The sequence below is a fragment of the Fluviirhizobium alvei genome (assembly GCF_030551875.1).
Lineage (GTDB): Bacteria > Pseudomonadota > Alphaproteobacteria > Rhizobiales > Rhizobiaceae > Rhizobium_E > Rhizobium_E alvei.
In genome coordinates this window covers 318,599-338,203 of record NZ_JAUOZU010000007.1, presented here as the reverse complement: position 1 = coordinate 338,203, position 19,605 = coordinate 318,599, and the positions used below count along the sequence as shown (strand labels likewise).

Below are 19,605 nucleotides of genomic sequence, written 5' to 3'. Positions count from 1 at the left end.
CTCCATTGTCCAAGTTGTTTCGGCAAGAGAACATGTTGCGCCGCAGCGAAAGCGGCGGTTCCTGCTGAAAAACTCGGCTGCGGCCTCTTGAATGAGGCGTCTTGTTTCCTGCGTAACTTGCAGTCAACTATCCATCGTGCTTTAAGCACGCCATGCACTGTTAGAATTTCTTAACGGATCTGCCGTGATCGAGTATGCGTTGCTGTTCGGATTGGGGTTTGTCACAGCCGCCCTTGCGGGGTTGCTGCTGGCGCCTGCAATCTATCGACGGATCGTGAAATTCACCGAAGACCGGATCATGGCGACCATGCCGGTATCGCCGCAGGAACTCAGGGCACAGAAGGACATGGTGCGGGCCGAAATGGCCGTCGCTGTTGCCAAGACCGGGCAGGAGCTGAAGGCCGAGCGCGACCGTGTTGTGACCCTCAGTCTCGCCAACGAAGGCATCTCCGCCGAGGTGCAGCGCCTCCATGGCGAGAATGACGATCTTCGCCGCCAAATCGGCGAGCGTGAGACGGAGGCTGCCGAAATGCGCGCGGCGTTGCGTCAGGAAGAGATCCATATCGACAATCTCCGGCAGTCCCTCGCTCAGGCGCAGCATTCCGACCGCTTGAAGGATACGCGCGTTCTCGAATTGCTGCAGCGTGTCCAGCGGCTGGTTGCCGATCTCGACAATATGCGGATCGACCTTGCGACACGAGATACTGAAATTGCCGGCATGCATGCACGGATCAATGCGCTCAGGGATGAGCGCGAGACGCTGCGCAACGATCTCCGTCTGGCCTCGCAACGCGCGAAGGATGCCGAGTTGCGGCTGGCTCGCGAGGAACACAAGGCGATCCGCCTTGAGGAGAAACTGAACCGGGAAATTTCCGGCAGCGTCGACAAGGACACTGTCATCGAGCGCCGAATCAGCGAGATCAACCGACTGAAGGAACGGCTCAAGACGGCCAATGCGAGCATCCGCGAAGCGACCCGGACTCCGAAGTCACCAGCTTCCGCCAGGGTGACGACGCTTTCCAGAAGCCGGTCGAGCAAGGTGGAGCCTTTGGCCGAAGCGACTGAACCCGTGGACGAACTTGCCGATACGCCCGTGGCCGAAACAATCACCGCACCGCCCTCGATGATAAGCGAGGAAGCTGCTGTCAGACTGAGCGATGAAGCGCGCAGCCAGGCCAATGCGGTTTCCGATCAGTTGGTGTCCCATGATGGCGCTGGCGTCGATGATGATGCGGTCCGGGCCGAAATTGCCGATATTGCCGCCAAGATGGTCGCGGTCGTCGCACAGAAGGAAGGCCGTTCGTCACCGATCTGGCCGATGATTTCCGCCAACCAGCCCGATGCCGGGCTTGATCGCGTTTCTCTCGCGGAGCGCTCGGCGCTTCTTCTCAAGCCCGGACGGGCTGAATAACAGACAGAAGACTAAAGCCGTCCCATAGCGCTTGCGATCGCGAAAAGCGCTATGCCCGTCGCGGTTGCCGCATTGAGGCTGTCGACCCCCGGGGCCTGCGGAATACGGGCGGTCTGAATGGAGTTGAGGATCTCTGCGGGGAGACCTTCTCCTTCCGCACCGGTCAGGAGGGCCATCCGCCCGGTGGGGCGGATCTGTCGAATGTCGACCTGGCCCTGCGGCGACAGTCCGTAAAGGGAAAAACCGGCTTCATTCAAGGACGCGATCAGATCATGATGGCTTCCGCCGAGCACGAAGGGCAGCTTGAACACCGTTCCGACCGAAACGCGGATCGCCTTGCGATAGAGCGGATCGCAGCAGGTTTCATCGAGCAGCACGGCATCGGCCCCGAAGACTGCGGCATTGCGGAAGATCGAGCCGATATTATCGTGGTTGCTGATCCCGCCTGCGACGACAACGAGCGCACCGGCGGGCAGATGGGCCAGAACCGTTTTGGCATCGGGATGACGCCGGCGCATGCCGATCGCTAGCACTCCGCGATGAATGTCGAACCCGGCAATCGCGTTCATCACGGGACGACTGGCGACATAAAGGGGCACGTCGGCCGGAAACTTCGCCAGGACCGGCTCCAGCCCCGCGAGGCGATTTTCAAGCACGAGCAGAGCCTCGGCGCCGAAATCGCCGTCATTGGCGTGGCTTTCGGCCAGCAATGACAGAACGACCGTGCCTTCGGCGATGAACCGGCCCTGTCGCTGGACGAGATCCTTTTCCCGGATCTGGCGGAACCCGGCGATACGCTCATCGTCGGGATCCTCGATCCGGATCGGTAGCGCCGCCGGGCTCACGGCTGGGCCGGCTTCACATCGATTTCTGTCAAGCGCTTGCCGGTGCCGATATCCTGGATGATGATCTTCCTGGAGCCATCCGCCATGTGGCCGGAAAGCATGAGGCGGTTGCCGCTGAGCGAAGTGCTGTCGATCGTAAAGCCTGTGGGCAGTTCGAGCTCCTGCCGGGCGGCAGGGATGGCTTCAGACGCTGCCGTGCGATCTGCTTGCGCGGAGGAGGCGGTCGAACTGCGGTTGGCCTTGTAGACAATCGAGCCGAGGACGGTCATAAGGGCGAGCACGATTGCCGAACTCGAAATGAAAAGCAGACGCACCATCTTCCGGCGGACTTTTTCCATGGCCGGGTCGAGTGGCTTTTCTTCTTCTTCATCGGCGAAATTCGGATTGCTCATGTGTTTCCCTTGCTGGACGACTGATGACGGACACCTTTAGCGAAGAGTTTGACGAGACGAAAGTCCTTCTCGCCGATGGTGACGCTTCGGGCCGGCTGGATGCATGGCTTGCGGCCCGGTTTGCCGGCGAATTCTCGCGTAGCCGCATGAAAAGCCTGATCGAAGACGGTCATGTCAGCCTCAATGGCAAGGTGGTGCTTGTCGCACGCCAGGCGATCCAGCCGGGCGACAGGATCGAGATCCGCTTGCCCGAGCCGGAGAATGCCGTTCCACGCGGTGAGGCGATCCCGCTCGATATTCTTTTTGAAGATGAAGACCTGATCGTGCTCGTCAAGCCGGCCGGGCTGGTGGTTCATCCCGGCGCCGGCAACTGGACCGGAACCCTGGTCAATGCGCTCATCCACCATTGTGGCGACAGCCTGTCGGGGATCGGTGGCGTCCGCCGACCGGGCATCGTGCATCGTCTCGACAAAGAAACCAGCGGCGTCATGGTGGTCGCAAAGTCCGACCTCGCCCATCGCGGTCTTTCGGCGCAATTTGCCGATCACGGGCGAACGATGAAGCTGGAGCGGGCCTACCACGCCGTGATCTGGGGTGTGCCATCGCCGGCACGGGGAACGATCGACGCGCCGCTCGGCCGATCCGCCGACAGGGTGCGGCGCGCGGTGACGACGCTTTCCAGTCCCGATGCCCGTCATGCCGTGACCCATTACGAAGTGGTTCACCGCTATCACGAGCAGGGCGCCGGCGAGGCGCTCGCCTCTAGCGTTCATTGTCGCCTGGAAACCGGACGCACCCACCAGATCCGTGTTCATATGGCCCATATCGGCCACCCGCTTCTGGGCGACCAGGATTACGGCATGGGTTTCCAATCGAAGATCAATCGTCTGCCGGAGCCGGCGCGCCAGGTCGTCAGCCGCTTCAAGCGCCAGGCCCTGCATGCGTTTCTCTTGCAGTTCGAACATCCGAGAACCGGTGAGCTGATGCGTTTCGAAGCGCCGTTGCCGGCCGATATGGCCGCTTTGGTGCAAGCCCTGGACGCCTGAGGCGCTTTTCAGCGGCTTATTATAAGGGATCCTTATTATTTTCACGCTATCGTGATCCTGGCGCCTTGAAACGGACGCAAGTGCTGCCTAAATCTCGCCTTTGTCGGAGGGGAATTTTCCGACCGGAAGGCTTGCCTGGTAGGAAGCCAACAAGAGGGGTGCTTTATGGCCCGTAGTTCGTTGCCGATGCTGACCGCCGGAGAAGGCGGACTTAACCGTTATCTCGACGAAATTCGCAAATTTCCGATGCTTGAGCCGCAGGAAGAATACATGCTGGCCAAGCGTTATGCCGAACATGAAGATCCGAAGGCCGCCCACAAGCTGGTGACGAGCCATCTGCGTCTCGTCGCCAAGATCGCCATGGGCTATCGCGGCTACGGCCTGCCGATCGGCGAAGTCATTTCGGAAGGCAATGTCGGCCTCATGCAGGCTGTCAAGAAATTCGAGCCCGATCGCGGCTTCCGTCTCGCGACCTATGCGATGTGGTGGATCAAGGCTTCGATCCAGGAATATATCCTGCGTTCGTGGTCGCTGGTCAAAATGGGCACGACCGCCAACCAGAAGCGCCTGTTCTTCAACCTCCGTCGCCTCAAGGGCAAGATCCAGGCGATCGACGAAGGTGATCTGAAGCCGGAGCAGGTAGCCGAAATCGCCACCAAGCTGAATGTCAGCGAGGAGGAAGTGATTTCGATGAACCGTCGCCTCGGTGGCGATGCATCGCTCAATGCGCCGATCAAGGCTGCAGAAGGCGATTCCGGCCAATGGCAGGACTGGCTGGTCGATGACCATGACAGCCAGGAAGAGGTTCTGATCGAACAGGACGAACTCGAACAGCGCCGCAGCCTTCTGGCCAATGCGCTCAAGGTTCTGAACGATCGCGAGAAGCGGATTTTCCAGGCCCGCCGCCTGCGCGAAGATCCGGTCACGCTGGAGGAACTGTCCGCCGAGTTCGACATCAGCCGTGAGCGCGTGCGCCAGATCGAAGTTCGTGCCTTCGAAAAGGTACAGGACGCCGTGCGCCAGGCTGCACTTGATCAGGCCAAGGCCTTGCGCGTGGTCGAAAATGCCTGACCGTTTGGTGTCGCAATAGATAAAGAAAAGCCGCCGGACGACAAATCCGGCGGCTTTTTCGTGGACAGTTACCCGGTCAGTTTTTCTTGGCGTCGCCGAGAGCGGCCCATTCCGCCAGCACCTTGTCGAACACCGCCGCCCCGGTCGCGCCCTTTTCGATGGTGATCAGCGCGCGGCGTCCGTTGCGGTAGGTGATCGGAATGTCGATCCAGGAACGGGTCTTCATCAGATCGAGGTTGGTCTTGATCGCATTAGGTTCGTCGTTCAGCGCGATCATGTGATAGTCGTCGGTCACCTTCACCGGCACGCCGATCAACGCGTTGCCGCGATCCTGCTCGGTCTGTTTGAAGGTGATGCGCTGGACATTCTCGATGCTGCCTTCTTCGAAGTCTTTCGGCAGATCGAAAATGACTTCGATGAAATGGCTGGCCGGCAGAGACGCATCCGTGTTGCGGTTGAAGGTCACCAGAACCTTCATCTTCCGACCCGGCACTTCCAACTGGGCAACCACTGCCGGTTCCGGCGTGCCCTTTTCGGTTTGCGCCTCGTTCTTTTCCCGCCAGTTCACACTTCCCATGACAGCGACCGGCGAGGTCTGGCCGAGCCGTTCCTCATAGAGGAACATCTTCTGGGTCGCGACGGCCGGCGCCTGTGTCGTGTCTGTGGTGGCGGGCTTTTCTTCCGCCGCGGGAACGTTCTGGGCGACTTCCGTCTGGCCGGCAACGGTCTTGCCTTCCGGCAGCGCCTTGTCAACGGAGACCGCGGTCGGATCATCCTTCTCGGTACCGTCCGGCAACAGACGCTGGGTAAACTTCGACGGGACACTCGCATCCGCAGGGGTCGTTGGCTCGGTTGCCTTTGCCGCATCGGTCGCGTTATCTGCCATGTCCGTCGCAGGCTTGTCAGTCGCTGTCGGCGTCTTGGCGGCATCGTCCGCCGGTTTAACCGGCGGTGTCGCGCTGCCTGACGTCAGATTGGTAACGAAGGCCGAAATCTGGTCGCTATATTGCCATGCCGCAAAACCAGCGCCGCTAACGAGCAAAAGGCCGACGATTCCCAGCGACAGCGCCAGCGGAGACACGCCGCTCTGCGGCCTGCTCTTCTGGACGCGGTAGGATTTGCCCTCGAGTTTCGAGACGGCCTTGCGTGCCTCGGGCGGAACGGCCGCACCTTCGGCGATTGCCGGCGTGGCCGCCGACGAGGTGGAAGGTGCATCCTTCCTGGCGCTTTCGGCGCCGATCAGTTGTTCAAGCTCGGCACGCGCATTGCGGTTCTTGCGCCGCTGCTTCTGCCGTTCCTGCTTCGTGTTCGTTGCAATTTCGCTCTGCTTTGCAGCAAGCGCTTCCTCGAACGCGACCGGGGCGGGAAGCTCCGGCAGATCGTCAAACGGCGCATCCCAGGAGAAGCCGTCATCTTGCGTCTTCTTGCCGGGCGGCGGTGGAACGGCCGGTTCAGAGAACTCGTCGCGAATGAATTCATTGAAGCCCGCGACGACGTCCTGTTCGTTCATCGGAACCTTGGGCATCTGCGGCTCGTCTGCTGCCGGCTCGAAAGCCGTCGGCGGCTCGATCGCCCAGGGATCGCTCGCAAGGGTCTCGTGTGAAACATAGAGTTCCGGTTCTGGAGCCGGGGCACTTGCGCTCGGTTGCTGCGGTTGCAGGTCGAACGGATTGTAAGGCTCTTCTTCCGGCTCGGGAACTATTTCCGGTTCGGGAGCGGGAACCGGATCTTCCGGCCAATAGGGTGCAACCGTTTCGGCAACGACCGGTTCGGCCGCAACGGGCTCAACAACAACCGGTTCAATGACGGCCGGAACGGGTTCCGGCATGCTGGCGGACGCCGGTGCGGTCAGGAACGCATCGAGAGGGTCATAAGGGACCGGCTCTTCGACCTGAACTTCGGCCGGGTGCTGCGGTTCAAAGGCCTCGGGCTCGTCGGCAGGCTCGTCAGCGGCATGGAGCGGCACATCTGCTTCAGCCGGCGCGGGCGTCTGTTCCTGCTGCCAATGATCGGCTGCGGCGATATCGCTGCGGACCGTGTGATCGTCATGATGATGCGACCAGACCGGTTCCGGCTCCACATGAGCCGGTTCCTGATAGTGGTCTTCGGTTACAGCAGGCTGAACCGGTTCTTCGACATGGGTCGCTTCGGGCTCAGAATCCCAACCGGTCGCGGGCGCTTCCGCCGCTTCAGGCTCGGACGCGACAACGGGCTCAGGCTCGAAAACCGGTTCCGGTTCGGCAACCCGCTCGGGTTCGGAATAGGCGTGAGCCTCGGGTGAAGGTTCGTCAACTGCCGCCTGTTCCGGTTCCGCCACAAACGGTGCCGGTTCGGGTTCCTGCGCCACGGGTTCAGGCTCGACAGGTTCGGAAACGGAACTGGCAACCGGTTCGGCGACAACAGCTACCGGTGCAGCGGCGACCGGTTCGGCAGTGTCTGCCGGAAGCGCTTCGCCGTTTTCTTCTTCAACCTGGCGGATTGCGGCATCGAGCTTGTCGATCTGACGCTGAAGCATAGCCTCGGGAGGCTGCGGCTTCATATTCTCGAGCTGGCGTATCACCGTCGAGCGCGCCCGTTCATAGACCCGGGCTCGCGCCTCGGGCGTGTTGTCGGTTAGGCCGTCAACGGCGCGTCTGATGACTGCTACAAAATCCGCCATATGGTTTTCTCGTACTCCTACTGTACGACCGCCGGGAGAATCGTCCGGCGGTCGCGACTAAAGGATTAATCTTCAAACGGATCGGTCACAAGTATCGTGTCGTCCCGCTCCGGACTGGTGGAGAGGAGCGAAACCGGTGCTCCGATCAATTCTTCCACCTGCCGAACATATTTGATCGCCTGCGCCGGAAGATCCGCCCACTTGCGTGCTCCAACGGTCGATTCCTTCCAGCCTTCGAGCGTTATGTAGACCGGCTCGATCCGCGCCTGGGCCGCCTGGCCGGCCGGGAGATGATCGATTTCCACGCCATCCAGTTTGTAGCCGGTGCAGATCTTCAGTTCATCGAGCCCGTCAAGCACGTCGAGCTTGGTGAGTGCGATACCGGTGATGCCGTTGGTTGCCACCGACTGCCGCACCAGTGCCGCGTCAAACCAGCCGCAACGACGCTTTCTACCGGTAACTGTGCCAAATTCATGACCACGTTCGCCGAGGAACTGGCCGATCTCGTCCTTGAGTTCGGTCGGGAAAGGGCCTTCGCCAACGCGGGTCGTATAGGCCTTGGTGATGCCGAGCACATAATTGAGTGCCGAGGGGCCCATGCCCGAGCCGGCAGCTGCCTGTCCGGCGACCGTGTTCGACGAGGTCACGAAAGGATAGGTGCCATGATCGACGTCGAGAAGCGTGCCCTGCGCCCCTTCAAACAGGATGCGTGCGCCCTTGCGACGCTCGCGATCGAGCAGAGCCCAGACGGTTTCCGAATAGGGGAGGATCTTTTCAGCCACCGAGGTCAGTTCTTCCATGATCGCGGCATGGCTTATTTCGCTTTCGCCGAGGCCACGGCGCAGCGCATTATGGTGGGTCAGCAGGCGATCCACCTTCATGGCCAGCGAGCCCGGATCGGCGAGATCGGTCACGCGAATGGAGCGGCGGCCCACCTTGTCTTCATAGGCCGGGCCGATGCCGCGGCGCGTGGTGCCGATCTTGGTTCCGGAATTCGAAGCGGCATCTTCGCGGATGCCATCCAGCTCGCGATGCAGGGACAGAATCAGTGTCGCATTGTCGGCGATTCGCAGGTTCTCCGGCGTAATCATGACGCCCTGCTTGCCGAGCTTGTCGATTTCAGCGATCAGGGCATGAGGGTCGATGACCACGCCGTTGCCGATCACGGCCAGCTTGCCCGGCCGAACGACACCCGACGGGAGAAGCGAGAGCTTGTAGCTCACGCCATCGATGACGAGCGTATGGCCGGCATTGTGTCCCCCCTGGAAGCGCACGACGATATCGGCACGCTCGGAGAGCCAGTCGACAATCTTGCCCTTGCCTTCGTCACCCCATTGGGAACCCACGACCACAACATTCGCCATTTCGATTTCCTGTCAAAGATCACTGGCGGAGACCGCCGTTGCGCAAACCCGCGCACATATACTTGCTTCAAATGCGGAAAGCGACCCTGTAATTGCGCCGGAATCTGCTTTTTGCGTGGCAATGCCACGGTAAAATCGCTATTGGCCTGACGAATTGCGGAGGAAAAGTGTCCATGCCGGATTCGGTCAAAGCCTATATCCTGCTGATTATCACGACGATCGGCTGGTCGGCAAATTCGGTTGTCGGCAAATATGCGGTCGGCCATATCAGTCCACTTGCGCTTACTTTCTTCCGGCTTTGCCTTGCGCTTTGCGTCATTCTGGCGATCTCGATTCCGCAGATCCGCGCCGACTGGCCGCTCCTTAAAAAGAACTGGCTTCTGCTGCTTGGCTATGGCGTGTTCGGCTTTGCCGCCTTCAATGCCTTCCTCTATTCCGGGCTCAACCACACTTCGGCGATCAACGGTGTGATCGAGCAGGCTGGCATTCCCGGCCTCATTTTCATCGGTAACTATCTGCTGTTCCGGACGAGAATCAGCCCGGCACAGATTCTTGGCTATGCAGTTACGCTGTCGGGTGTTTTTCTGACGGCTGCCAACGGCTCGCTCGACACGCTGTTGGGTCTGAAATTCAACATTGGCGATCTGATGCTGATGGGAGCCTGTGTGGTCTATGCCATCTATACGGTGGGCCTGCGCTGGAAACCGCCGGTGCATTGGAAGAGCCTGATGGCGGCCACAGCCTTCGGCGGCGTGCTCGCCTGTCTGCCGCTGCTCGGCTGGGAGGTGGCGACCGACAGTTTCATTGCGCCAGACATGGTCGGGTTCATGACCATCGCCTTCACCGGGCTGGTGCCGTCCCTCGTGTCGCAGATCCTCTATATTCGAGGAATCGAGTTGATCGGTCCCAATCGTGCCGGTCTTTTCATCAATACGGTTCCGGTCTTCGGTACGCTGCTTTCGGTGGCCTTTCTGTCGGAACCATTCCACACCTACCATCTGGTCGCGTTGATCATGGTTCTGGGCGGCATCGCCATCGCTGAGCGAGGCAAGGCATGAGAATGGCCATCGCGATCTGTCTGGTCCTGGCGCCGATCTTCTTCGCGCTCGGAATCACGCTGCCGCTGCTGACATTCGAAAAGCTCTATTTCTTCGAGGAAAACCCGTCGCTCGTCGGCATGGTGGGGACTTTGTTCGATAATGGTGATTATGCCCTGGCGCTGGTGATCGCGCTTTTCTCCATCGCCTTTCCGCTCGCCAAGATGATTGCGGTCATGCTTGAGGCTGTGACGCCGACGGCTGGCGAGGGTGGCTGGATTGCTTCCCTCATTCCGCTCCTCGGCAAGTGGTCGCTGATGGATGTGATGCTGGTGGCGATCGTCATTGCCGCCGCCAAAACCTCCGGACTTGCCAATGCCTTCAGCGAGCCCGGCCTATGGTTCTACGCCGGGGCAACCCTGATGATATCGCTGGCGCAGGCGCTGATCGCCCGCGCCCGCAGGCAGGCCGCCTGATCAGCGGTCGTTGCGCTTGGCGAGATGGGCTTCCCAGTCGAGCGCGGTTCGGACAATGAACTCCAGATCGTCATGTTCCGGCTTCCAGCCAAGTTCCTGCTTGGCGAGCGCCGGATTGGCGACGATCATGACTGCATCGCCGGGGCGGCGATCGCCATAGCGGATCTCGAAATCCTTGCCATGAACCTTGCGCACCGTATCGAGCACTTCCAGTACCGAAAAGCCGCGACCGTAACCGCAATTGGCCACCAGCGAGCCGCCGCCGGCGCGCATGCGCTCCAGCGCCTTCAGATGCGCATTGGCGAGATCGGTCACATGAATGTAGTCGCGCACGCAGGTTCCATCCGGCGTCGGATAATCGGTGCCGAATACGGAAATATGGCTGCGCTTGCCGAGCGCTGCTTCACCCGCAACCTTGATCAGATGGGTCGCGCCTACTGTGGATTGACCGGTGCGACCGCGCGGGTCGGCGCCGGCAACATTGAAATAGCGCAGGGCTGTGTAGGTGAAGTCGTGCGCCGCTGCCGTATCGCGCAGCATGATCTCGGTCATCAGTTTCGACGAACCATAGGGCGATTCGGGGTGCAGGCCTGCCGTCTCGTTGACCGGTTCGGCACTTTCGGGCGTGCCGTAAACGGCAGCGGTCGAGGAGAAGACGAAGCGGGGCACCTTGTGGCGAACGGCGGCCGCAATCAGGCTGCGCGATTTTGCGGTGTTGTTTTCGTAGTAGGACAGCGGATCGGAGACCGATTCCGGCACAATGATGGAGCCTGCGAAATGGATGATCGCATCCACCGCATTCTCGGTGAAGATCCGTTCCAGCAGCGCTTCGTCGGCAATGTCACCCTGATAGAACTTGGCTTCCGGCGCAATGGCCCAGCGGAAACCCGTCGACAGACGATCGATGACGGCAACATCCTCGCCAGCATCAATGAGCGCCCAAACCATGTGGCTGCCAATATATCCGCCACCACCCGTAACCAGAACCGTCATCGCAAAAGTCCCCGACCTCTGTTTGGGGCCGTCTTCTACAGATTTACGCCGGGACCGTAAACGACAGGATTGCCATTTCGCGCGAATTTTCGCGGAAAAGTCCACCGATCCCAACTGGCCTATTTCCTTGTATGGCTCGGACCATTATCCTGTCGGCATGATGATGCTCCCCGCAGATGCGATGAATGAAGCCGAACTGGCCGCTCTTCTGCTCTTTCATGCCGATGCCGGTATGGAATGGCTGATCGAGGAAGCGCCGGTTGATCGCTTCGCCGAATTTGTCGAACAGCAGAGCCGGGCGCGATCGGCGGCGCCGGCTGCGAGCGCTGCCCCCGCGCAGGAGCGCCGACGTGAAACGGCTCAGACACCGAAGCGGATGGAGCCTGTTGCCGCCCTGCCGGATGAAGAGGTTGTGGCTCGGGCGGTCGCGGCCGCCGCCGAGGCGACGACGATCGAAGCGCTGAATGCTGCCGTGAAGGCTTTTACCGGCTGCAATCTCAGGAACAGCGCGCGAAACACTGCTTTTCTCGATGGACAGACGACGGCACCGGTTCTCGTCGCCGGAGGATTGCCCGGTCCCGATGATGATCGTGATGGACGCGTGTTTTCTGGCCCGGCCGGACAAATGCTTGAACGTATGCTCGGCGCGATCGGGATCAGCATGGCCGAGGTCTGCCTCATCAATGTGATTCCCTGGCGGCCGCCGGGCAACCGTCCTCCCACGGCCAAGGAACTCGAAATCTGCCTGCCGTTCAGTCTCCGGCTGATCGAGCTCGGTCGCCCGGCGAGGATTCTTGCGCTTGGCGCTTATCCGGCGCGTGTTCTGACGGGGTCGACGGACGGAATTCATGCCATGCGTGGAAAGTGGTTCGATGTGCGGGCTGGAGTAGTGGAAAGCAGGCTTCTCGCAACATTCCATCCTCTTGAACTGCAAGCGGCGCCGTTGAACAAGCGCCTCGCCTGGCAGGATCTTCTGGTCTTTTCTGGTGCGATTGCCAATCCGGCATCACAAAGGTGACATGATCGATCAATAGAAGGCGGGGTAAGTCGAAATGTTGCATTGCAAAATAATTGCGGCAATGCGATATTGGATTCGGCTTGGGAGGATCGTTAAAGGAACCTTTACCATGCGAGATAGAATCCGTCCGATCCATTCCAGTTTCGAAACATTGCGGATCAGAAGTTCAGGCGGCCGCGGTGATGTCTACTTCAATCGCCGGGGTTTTCCGACCCACGAGCAGATGACGGCACTCGGAATGATGTCCTGTGGCGGCTGCTGCAATCTGCATGAAGCCGGAGTTTCAAGATAAATGAATGAGCGTAACGCTTTGTAAGCGTTGCTTTTGCGCCCTTTTTGCCTCACAGGGCAAAAAATTGGGTGCGACGAACAAATCCGAATAGGGATTCGTGAGGGAACCGGCTTTTCTTTGCTTAGCGAATATGCAAGAGATTTGGTTCAAATTCGGACAGCGAGACGCGTGGCGTTTCGTATGAGGGGAATCTGAATGACAGCGCTTTGCGGAATATTCAGATTTTCGTGGCATTGCCGGAACAGTTGTGCGTAACGGGCTCTGCCGGAGGGACTTTGAATAACATGCGTCACAAGGCATCGACCGTTAAATTGGCAACTTCGCCGATGAAGGGTATGCTGGGTCTGTCCGTCGGGCTCTCCCTCATGCTTCTTGCAAGCTGTAGCGCTGTTCCGAGCGACGGGCCACTGGCATCCGAAGTCGAGCGTGCGGCTGCGACAAAAAGCGATTACACAGTACCGAAGACTGAGATCATCTTTGATGTTGTGCAGGTTGATCAGCGTGTCGCAAATCTTGCGACACAGCTTGGCCAACCGTCGCTGGTGCAGACTTTTGGTGTCGGCGGAGCGCCGGGAACGCCGGTCATCGGCGTCGGTGACGAGCTTGCGATTACGATTTTCGAAGCAGGGCCGGATGGTCTGTTCTCGACGGCAGATCATAAATCGACATCAATTCCGGTGATTGTCCAGCCGGATGGACATGGTCAAATCCCTTATGCCGGTTCAGTCAAATTTGCTGGCCTGACACTTGAACAGGCCCGCGTAGAAATCGCTGATGCTCTGAAGGCCAAGGCGGTCGAGCCGGATGTGATCGTCAGTATGGCGAAGAATGCGTCCCGGACGGTTTCGGTTCAGGGTGCGGTGAATACGCCGCAGATCGTCCTTCTCGGTCTGTCGCCGGTGCCGCTGACCAGTGCGATCGCCATGGCCGGAGGCGCTTCCAAGCAGCCCTACGATACCTATGTGACGCTCACGCGCGGCAAGAAATCCTCGACCGTTCGGCTTCAGAGCGTGATCGAGAATCCTCGGGATGACGTGCATGTCCGCCCTGGCGACAAGATATTCCTGACATTCGATCCGCAGACCTTTACGGCGCTCGGTTCGACAGGCAAGGCCGGCAAGATTCCGTTTGAAGCCAGCAAGCTCAGCCTTGTTGAAGCTGCAGCCCTCTCAGGGGGCTCCCGTGTCGATCTCGCCGATCCAAAGGGCTATTTCGTCTTCCGTTATGAGTATGAAGCGGTCTATCGTCAGATCGTTGGCGAAAGCCGGTTCCGCGACCTGATTTCCAAGGGAATGATGGCCGACAAGGAGGGCAAGTATCCGGTCGTTTATCGCATCGACATGACGGATCCGCAGAGCTACATCGTGACCCAGTCGTTCCCTGTCCGGAACAAGGATGTCATGTACGTGTCACGTCACCCGTCGACCGATTTCGTCAAGTTCTTGTCGATGCTTGGCTTAACTGCACGTGTCGTGCGCGATGTTGACCGTGCCGTCAACTGAGTGCGGCTTTGCGGGCGGCATCTAGCATAATGCAATGCCGGCTGGCCTTGCGGAGCGTCGTCCATGTCAGATTTCAACCGGCGGCCACGCTATCTTGTGACCTCTCGCGGACTGTGGCAACAGCGCGCCGATCTCGGCGTGCTCCTGCAGGCTGAAATCGTCTTCCATCCATTTTCTCAAATCGATGCGGTGGTCGGCTGGGGCCAGCGTCCATCTGGCCTGCGTGCGGAGCGGATTGCTTCCCGCCGGAAGGTTCCCGCAATTGTGTTGGAAGATGGGTTCATCAAGAGCTATGCGCCCGGACGTGGCGAGCCGGCCCATTCCTTCGTTGTCGATCGGAGCGGGATCTATTTCGATGCCCGCCGACCCGGTGATTTGTCGAGCCTGATTGACAGTGGTGATGCGGATACCGCGCGCATGGAGCGGGCGAGAGATGCCATTGCCTTTCTCCGGAAACACCGGCTTTCGAAATACAACAATGCCCCCATCCGAACGCTTTCCGAGCTTGGGCTCGATGCGGATCGCCCCTATGTGCTGCTGGTCGATCAGGTCGGTGGCGATGCATCCATCCGTGGAGCGCTTGCGGATGATTTCCGGTTCGGGGCGATGTTGGACCATGCGCGCCAGACCTATCCAGAAGCACGACTGGTAATCCGAGCGCATCCGGCAGCGGGCGATCGCAGCCTCCTTGTCAACGCGGCGCGTCGCTTGGGTCTGGATTACCAGGTGCCCGGTCGCGGCAATCCCTGGCCTTTGCTTGAAAGTGCGCAAGCGGTTTACACGGTTTCGAGCCAGCTCGGCTTCGAGGCGCTGATGGCGGGGCGCAAGGTTCACTGTTTCGGTGTGACCTATTACTCTCATCGCGGGCTGACCGAGGACCATTGCGAGGCGCCCGCACCGCGGCGATCTGCGAGCCTCGAACAGATCTTTCACGCGGCCTATATCGATTATTCCCGCTATCTGGATCTGCATGACCGGAGCCCGGTCTCGCTCGAGCGGGCGATGGAACAGGCACTGGTGGTGCGCGAGCAGCGCAACCGCATTCCTGCCCGCATGCTGACCGGCGGTCTTTCGCCATGGAAACGGCGGGCGCTGGATCCGTTTCTGATCGGGCCAGAGGGGCCCGCCATCCATACGGGCCGTTTTGCCAAGGCTGTCGAACGCGCGAAGGAATCGGGCGCTGCCATCGCGGTCTGGGGCTCGGCCCGGCCTTTGCCTTCTGCGGTTCAGTCCTTTCGGATCGAGGATGGATTCATCCGTTCCCGCGGGCTCGGGGTCAATCTTGCTTATCCCTGCTCCATCGCGATGGATGGCGAGCATGTCTATTATGATGCGCGCGGGGAAAGCCACCTGGAACGGTTGATTGCCACCCATCCGTTCGAGCCGGACCTGCAGGCAAGGGCCGCGCGTCTGATCGACACGATTATCGGCAATGGAATTTCCAAATACAATGTCGGCGATGCGGTCGATCTTCCCGCGGTAGCGGATGGTCGCCTCCGGATACTCATCCCCGGGCAGGTGGAGAAAGATGCCTCCATCCGGTTCGGTTCGCCGGTGACACGAACCAATCGTGATCTGGTCGCCGCGGTGCGTTTGCTCTATCCGGATGCCTTTCTCGCTTACAAGGAACATCCGGATGTAACTTCGGGTCTCCGGTCCGGGGGCGCCGAGCCCGCGGATGCGGACCTTATCGTCCGCCAGGGCGATATCATGCACTGGATCGGATGGTGTGACCGTCTCGAAACGATGACATCGCTCGCCGGCTTCGAGGCGCTGATCCGCGGCAAGCCGGTCGGTGTCCACGGCATACCCTTCTATGCCGGTTGGGGCCTGACCGACGACCGCATCGAGGTGCCGAGGCGCACCCGAAGCGTCAATCGCGAGATGCTGGCGGCTGCCGCACTCATTCTCTACCCGTTCTACATTCATCCGCTCAGTGCCATGCCCTGTACGGTCGAGGATCTCGTGGCCGAGATTGCGCTCAAGCGACAGGTCTCCGTTTCGGCGACGAGACGCCTGATGTTACGATTGACGCAATCAATTAATCGCACAGCCGTCAAAATTCGTGATGGCCGGAATTGACGAAGGCGTGGTTTGCGCGCCTTCGTTTCGGTGCTCCGAAACGGAACAGCAAAATCCCGAAAAAGGAACGGTCGAATTAAGCGAAAGTTTCCATATGGTTAATTCAGGTCTCCCGGCGAACATTCTGCCCTGGAGCCACTGATAACGTGGGAAAGGGAATGTCGGTTGCGGCTTACTTTCCTGTGGCAATGTTGCACCAGGATCCGACATACCCATTTCGCTGAGGTTGAAATGATGTTCACCTTATGTAAAGACCATTCCAGCTGGTTGTGAGTCCTCATGAAGAATAAAGCCTGTCTGCCATGAACACACCAATAGATCCGCGCAACGCTCAAGGCTCCGGTAACCGGAAGCGTCATCGTATTGACACTGCGAGCGGGCCTGGTCTGATCAATCTGCCTTTCATCCGTCGTGCACGCCGCAAGTTTCCCAACAAGAATGGTCCCCGCGTTCTCTTGTTGCAGGGTCCGGTTGGAAGCTTCTTTCTCCGTATTCAGGACCATCTGAACGCGAACGGCTACGATGCCTGGCGCATCTGTTTCAATGCGGGTGATCGGCTCTATTCCCGCAAGGAAAAGACGATCAACTTTTCGAGTTCGCTCGAAACATGGCGTGCCTGGTTCATCGAGCTGTTGCGTGACAATGGTTTTGATGCCGTCGTGCTGTTCGGGTCCGAACGTATCATTCACAGGATCGCGGCCGAATGTGCCGAACAGGCGCGCATTCCGGTCATCTGTCTTGAAGAGGGCTATATCCGCCCCGGCTACATCACGATTGAACGGGGTGGAAACAACTGGCGGTCCCCGATTGCCGGTCTGCTGCCGCCGGAAGAATTCAACGCGCCGCGTAAGGATGGCCCGGTAGCAGTGCCTGCACCCGGTTCGTTCAGCGCCATGGCCTACAATGCCTTCAAATATTTCACGGTGCGTGCACTGGCATCGACGCCCGGCGAACGCAAGCTGTTCCACAAGCACAAGCGGACGCTGATTTCCGAAGGGTTCTACTGGTTCAAGAACTACTATCGCAAGTTCGCCCATGTCGGCCGGAACTATCATATTTCGGAGCGACTGCTCGAACATCACGACAAGAAGTTCTACATTGTCCCGCTCCAGGTTCATGACGATACCCAGCTTGGCCGTGCGGCCAACAGCTGGAATAACCAGAAGCTTATTCTGAAGACGATTGTTTCCTTTGCGCGCAATGCGCCATCGGATCGGCAGCTGGTTTTCAAGATCCATCCGATGGAACGCGGCCATACGCGCGACTGGAACTTCATCCGTCAGGTCAGCGCGCTGAATGATGTGAAGGATCGCGTCCATGTGCTCGACGGCGGATCGCTGTCGTTGCTGACGCGTCATTCGGCCGGCATGATCACCATCAATTCCACCTCCGGCCTGTCGGCGCTGCACCATGGCGTGCCGCTTGCCGTGCTCGGGCAGGCGCTTTACCGCCACCCGGAACTTGCTTTCTGCGTCGAACGCGGGATGGATCTCGACCGGTTCTGGCTGGAAGGCAAGTCCGCGCCGGAAAATGTCCGCCATCGCTATCTCAGCTGGATTCATCATGAATGCCTGGCCGGCGGCGATTTCTACGCCAAAGATGCCATGGCGCCGGCAATCGAGGCGCTGCGCAAGAAAATCGATGCGGCTCTTGAGGAAAAGCGTCCTGCCAAGGATACTGGCGGCGTTGTCGTCAATGTGCCCTTCGGGCCGGGTTCGAAGATCGCCGGTGGCGAGCGTAACTGATCCGCTCGCCCATTTTCCAGATCACCTGATTGTAACGGCCAGCGATTCGGCATCGTTGGAACCAATGTTGCTTTAAGGCACGCACGTAACCAGTTTGGCCTTATGCTGCCTTGGCATGCATTCACAAGGCGCCGTTCTCCGAATACATCTTTATCTGTTGCTGGCAGATGGAAGCCAGGATGCGATCTGCTTGTCCGTGAGGTTGCCGCCACAGAGGATCGTCGCAACGCGGCGTGCTGTCCAATCGCTCCGTTCCGCCAGAATGCCGGCAAGACCGGCAGCACCCGCCGGCTCTACGACGCGTCCCCAGCGTTCATGGGCAAAACGCATCGCGGCAATGATCTGGTCGTCATCGACAAGCACCACGTCGTCAATTGTGTCCTGAAGCCATTCGACAGCCTGCGGCACCGGAATCCTGACCGCAATGCCGTCAGCAATTGTGCGCGCTTCCTCCGTCGAGATCGATTGGCCCGCCCGGTGGGAAAGGGCCATGCAGGGCGCGCCGCTTGCGGCGACAGCGATAATCCGCGTGCTGGGCGATTGCATTCTGAACCAGCAACCGATGCCGGCTGCAAGCGCGCCGTTGCCAAGCGGTATGTAGATGGCATCGATCGCCTCGCCATGATCGGTGAGTTCCGCCGCGATGGTTCCGGCACCTTCGGCGATCGCCGCTTCTGCGCCATCTTCAACGAAGCGCAGTCCCTTTTCTTCGGCGTGGCGTTTTGCGGCCGCCTTTGCGGCGTCGAAATCGTCGCCGGCGAGCATGACCTCCGCCCCGAACCGCCGCATCGCATCGATTTTCACCGGGCTGGCGTTGACACTCGCAAAGACGATCAGCGTGCGACCATGCTTGCCAGCATTGTAAGCGAGACCCTGGCCGAAATTCCCTGCGGATGCGGTGACCAGCGGTGCCGTGTCGTGGGCGTTCTCTGCAAGATAGAAGCTGGTTCCGCGGCCCTTGAAACTGCGGATCGGGTTTTCGGTCTCATCCTTTGCGAGGATCGAGAGACCGTTCAGGTTCGCCTGCAATAGCGGCGTGTCGAGAAACAGAGGATCGATCCGCGTTCTGGCGTCCATGATCCGGCGAGGGGAGAGTGGTGCTTGTTTTGTCATCGCGTGATGATAGCGATTAATCATGCAGAAAAGCCGCGCAATATGTTATTCTGGAGCCGATAATACGCATAACAATGGAGATGCACGCTATGGACGATGTGGATCGCGCAATCTTGTCCCTTCTGCAGCAGAATGCAGATGTCCCTTGCAAGGTGATTGCCGAAACGATCAATCTTTCGGTTTCTGCCACCGAGCGGCGTATCGCGAAGCTGAAGCAGGAAGGCGTAATCGAAAGGATCGTCGCGGTCGTCAGCCCGCAGGCCGTGGACCGGACACTTTCGGTACTGGTCGAACTGGAGATCCAGAACGAACATCGCCATACGCTGCAACAGCTTCAGCAGTGGCTCGATCGCGCTCCGGAGGTGCAATCCTGCTGGTACGTGACCGGCGATATGGATTTTGTGGTACTGGTCGTTGTCCGCAATCTGCAGGAATATAATGCATTCATCGATCGGCTGATGACAGATCAACAATCGATCGTTCGAAAATATAGAAGCCTGATCGCGCTAAAGACGATCAAGCATGGATTGAGCCTCGATCTGGAAGCCTGAATTGCGGG

16 protein-coding genes are annotated in these 19,605 nt (G+C 59.4%); 10 read left to right on the top strand and 6 right to left on the bottom strand.

Annotated features, from left to right (window positions below):
* The first annotated feature begins 184 nt into the window (after positions 1-184).
* Positions 185-1,411, top strand: a complete 1,227-nt coding sequence (locus Q4481_RS10870; RefSeq protein WP_304376370.1) for a coiled-coil domain-containing protein — start codon at positions 185-187, stop codon at positions 1,409-1,411.
* Positions 1,412-1,422: 11 nt separating this feature from the next.
* Here Q4481_RS10870 and Q4481_RS10865 read toward each other — a convergent pair whose 3' ends face one another.
* Both Q4481_RS10865 and Q4481_RS10860 read right to left on the bottom strand, forming a co-directional pair.
* On the bottom strand, positions 1,423-2,256 hold the full coding sequence (locus Q4481_RS10865; RefSeq protein WP_304376369.1) for a TrmH family RNA methyltransferase: 834 nt from the start codon (positions 2,254-2,256) through the stop codon (positions 1,423-1,425).
* Positions 2,253-2,648 (bottom strand): hypothetical protein, encoded by a 396-nt coding sequence (locus Q4481_RS10860; RefSeq protein WP_304376368.1) that lies wholly within the window; start codon positions 2,646-2,648, stop codon positions 2,253-2,255. The genes Q4481_RS10865 and Q4481_RS10860 overlap by 4 nt, the downstream gene beginning before the upstream one ends.
* A gap of 23 nt (positions 2,649-2,671) precedes the next feature.
* Between Q4481_RS10860 and Q4481_RS10855 the strand changes: the two genes are divergently transcribed.
* Positions 2,672-3,694 carry an RluA family pseudouridine synthase gene (locus tag Q4481_RS10855; RefSeq protein ID WP_304376367.1) on the top strand — a complete coding sequence of 341 codons (1,023 nt, stop codon included), beginning with the start codon at positions 2,672-2,674 and terminating at the stop codon, positions 3,692-3,694.
* A 165-nt stretch (positions 3,695-3,859) separates the two neighbouring features.
* Positions 3,860-4,765 (top strand): RNA polymerase sigma factor RpoH, encoded by a 906-nt coding sequence (gene rpoH, locus Q4481_RS10850; RefSeq protein ID WP_304376366.1) that lies wholly within the window; start codon positions 3,860-3,862, stop codon positions 4,763-4,765.
* Positions 4,766-4,841: 76 nt separating this feature from the next.
* Here rpoH and Q4481_RS10845 read toward each other — a convergent pair whose 3' ends face one another.
* Both Q4481_RS10845 and Q4481_RS10840 read right to left on the bottom strand, forming a co-directional pair.
* Positions 4,842-7,424 carry a hypothetical protein gene (locus Q4481_RS10845; RefSeq protein ID WP_304376365.1) on the bottom strand — a complete coding sequence of 861 codons (2,583 nt, stop codon included), beginning with the start codon at positions 7,422-7,424 and terminating at the stop codon, positions 4,842-4,844.
* A 65-nt stretch (positions 7,425-7,489) separates the two neighbouring features.
* A complete protein-coding gene (locus Q4481_RS10840) occupies positions 7,490-8,788 on the bottom strand; it encodes an adenylosuccinate synthase (RefSeq protein WP_304376364.1) in 1,299 nt (432 codons plus the stop codon).
* Positions 8,789-8,961: 173 nt separating this feature from the next.
* Between Q4481_RS10840 and Q4481_RS10835 the strand changes: the two genes are divergently transcribed.
* Positions 8,962-9,846, top strand: a complete 885-nt coding sequence (locus Q4481_RS10835; RefSeq protein WP_304376363.1) for a DMT family transporter — start codon at positions 8,962-8,964, stop codon at positions 9,844-9,846.
* Entirely contained in the window at positions 9,843-10,301 is a 459-nt protein-coding gene (locus Q4481_RS10830; RefSeq protein WP_304376362.1) for a paraquat-inducible protein A, read from the top strand. Before Q4481_RS10835 ends, Q4481_RS10830 begins: the two co-directional genes overlap by 4 nt.
* Here the strand turns inward: Q4481_RS10830 and galE are convergent, their stop codons facing one another.
* Complete coding sequence (gene galE, locus Q4481_RS10825) at positions 10,302-11,294, bottom strand: UDP-glucose 4-epimerase GalE (RefSeq protein ID WP_304376361.1); 993 nt, start codon at positions 11,292-11,294, stop codon at positions 10,302-10,304.
* Positions 11,295-11,475: 181 nt separating this feature from the next.
* Here galE and Q4481_RS10820 point away from each other — a divergent pair, with 181 nt between their 5' ends.
* From Q4481_RS10820 to Q4481_RS10805, 4 genes are all read left to right on the top strand, one after another.
* Positions 11,476-12,312, top strand: a complete 837-nt coding sequence (locus tag Q4481_RS10820) for a uracil-DNA glycosylase (protein WP_377353893.1) — start codon at positions 11,476-11,478, stop codon at positions 12,310-12,312.
* Between the two features lie 576 nt (positions 12,313-12,888).
* Positions 12,889-14,106 (top strand): polysaccharide biosynthesis/export family protein, encoded by a 1,218-nt coding sequence (locus Q4481_RS10815; RefSeq protein WP_304376586.1) that lies wholly within the window; start codon positions 12,889-12,891, stop codon positions 14,104-14,106.
* Positions 14,107-14,169: 63 nt separating this feature from the next.
* Positions 14,170-16,188 carry a capsule polysaccharide biogenesis protein gene (locus Q4481_RS10810; RefSeq protein ID WP_304376360.1) on the top strand — a complete coding sequence of 673 codons (2,019 nt, stop codon included), beginning with the start codon at positions 14,170-14,172 and terminating at the stop codon, positions 16,186-16,188.
* Positions 16,189-16,490: 302 nt separating this feature from the next.
* Positions 16,491-17,933 carry a capsular polysaccharide export protein, LipB/KpsS family gene (locus Q4481_RS10805; protein ID WP_304376359.1) on the top strand — a complete coding sequence of 481 codons (1,443 nt, stop codon included), beginning with the start codon at positions 16,491-16,493 and terminating at the stop codon, positions 17,931-17,933.
* Between the two features lie 150 nt (positions 17,934-18,083).
* Here the strand turns inward: Q4481_RS10805 and Q4481_RS10800 are convergent, their stop codons facing one another.
* Positions 18,084-19,046 (bottom strand): threonine ammonia-lyase, encoded by a 963-nt coding sequence (locus tag Q4481_RS10800; protein ID WP_304376358.1) that lies wholly within the window; start codon positions 19,044-19,046, stop codon positions 18,084-18,086.
* An 89-nt stretch (positions 19,047-19,135) separates the two neighbouring features.
* Here Q4481_RS10800 and Q4481_RS10795 point away from each other — a divergent pair, with 89 nt between their 5' ends.
* On the top strand, positions 19,136-19,597 hold the full coding sequence (locus Q4481_RS10795; protein ID WP_304376357.1) for an Lrp/AsnC family transcriptional regulator: 462 nt from the start codon (positions 19,136-19,138) through the stop codon (positions 19,595-19,597).
* Positions 19,598-19,605 lie beyond the last annotated feature (8 nt).